Genomic DNA, 1,555 nt, shown 5'->3' on the forward strand with positions numbered 1-1,555 from the left:
GCTTCCAGCATTGTTCCAAGATCTGCCGCTGTGATCTCATCCAGATCTTCTCCTGCTTCTGCCATGTCCATGAAAATCGTTCCATAGATCGGTCCCATAGATCCTCCGATCTCATTTAACAGGATCATTCCCAGTTCGTCCAGTCCTTCGGAGAAACTGATATCTTCATCTTTGAATCTCTCTTCAAATACAGAGAATCCTTTGTTCATGTTCATTCCGTGATCGCCGTCTCCGATCAGTCCGTCTACTTCCCCAAGATATGCTTTGTTATCCTGGATCCCTTTTACCATGCGCATCAGCACCGGTTTTCCTGCTGCGTTTTTAAATGCTCCCATTTTACAAAGCCTCCTAATCCTGTTTCAGTCCCATAGAGTATGCCGGCATATCTATGAGCTCTTTTAATTCATCATCCAGTTTCATGACCGTTAAGGTTGCTCCCATCATCTCCAGGGATGTGAAATAGTTGCCTACATATGCCTTATGTGTCTTGATTCCTTTTTCTGTAAGGAGTCTGTCGATCTCATCATACAGCACATACAGTTCCATCACCGGTGTTGCTCCGAGTCCGGATACGAGTACGACAACTTCGTCCCCTTCTACGAACGGATAATCCGGTACGACAACGTCTACCATACGTTTTGCCATCTCATTGGCTGACTCTAACGGGCATACTTCGATTCCCGGCTCTCCGTGATGTCCGATTCCGACTTCCATCGTTCCTTCTTTGATCTCGAAGTTCGGATGTCCGACTGCCGGAAGGGTACACGGTGTCAGACCGATTCCTACGGATCTTGTATTGTCAATGGCTTTCTGTGCAGCTGCGATAACTTCGTCCAGATCGCCGCCTTTTGCAGCTTTTGCTCCGCCGACTTTCCACATCAGCACTTCGCCTGCCACACCTCGTCTCTTCTCTCTCTGATCCTTCGGTGCGGAAGCTACGTCATCGTTTGCTACAACCGTTTTGACTGTAATTCCGGCTTTCTTTGCCATCTTCACTGCCATCTTTACATTCATGTTATCTCCGGAATAGTTTCCGTATAAGCATGCAACACCTTTTCCCTGGTCTGCTACTTTGCATGCATCCAGGAATGCGGCTGCTGTCGGTGAAGAGCAGATCTCTCCGACCGCTGCTGCGTCACACATATTTTTTCCAACATATCCGACAAATGCCGGTTTGTGTCCGGATCCTCCTCCGGTTACGACTCCGACTTTTCCTTCCGGAATGTCTTTTGCTTTTACAACTCTTCCGTTCTCTGTGCTCTCTACAATATCGGAATGTGCTTTCAGAAAACCTTTAAGCATCTCATCTACGATATTGTCCGGGTTGTTCATAATCCGCTGCATATCTATTTTCCTCCTGAATCTCCTATGTCATTTCTATAATAATGCTCTATACTATTACGTGATACCCACGGATTGTTCCGTGCTGCGCACTCTCACAATCCTACCCTTCATTCGCATATCGCGGGATTATCATCCCGCTTTTAAGCTCATGTCGGGTAGGCAGATCCCAAGGTCTGTTATCCACTTGTGAGTAAATTCACGTGGATACAGA

Annotated in this window: 2 protein-coding genes; both read right to left on the reverse strand. The window is 46.9% G+C overall.

The window, feature by feature from the left end:
- Window positions 1–335 (reverse strand): dihydroxyacetone kinase family protein (locus tag DW152_RS13190; RefSeq protein WP_118288813.1); only part of this gene is annotated, 335 nt, incomplete at its 3' end.
- A gap of 13 nt (window positions 336–348) precedes the next feature.
- The gene (locus DW152_RS13195) at window positions 349–1,344 is read right to left on the reverse strand and encodes a dihydroxyacetone kinase subunit DhaK (protein WP_021860018.1); all 996 of its coding nucleotides are present in this window, start codon (window positions 1,342–1,344) and stop codon (window positions 349–351) included.
- Window positions 1,345–1,555 lie beyond the last annotated feature (211 nt).

The organism is Dorea sp. AM13-35 (assembly GCF_003473885.1).
Classification (GTDB): Bacteria; Bacillota; Clostridia; order Lachnospirales; family Lachnospiraceae; genus Dorea_D; species Dorea_D hominis.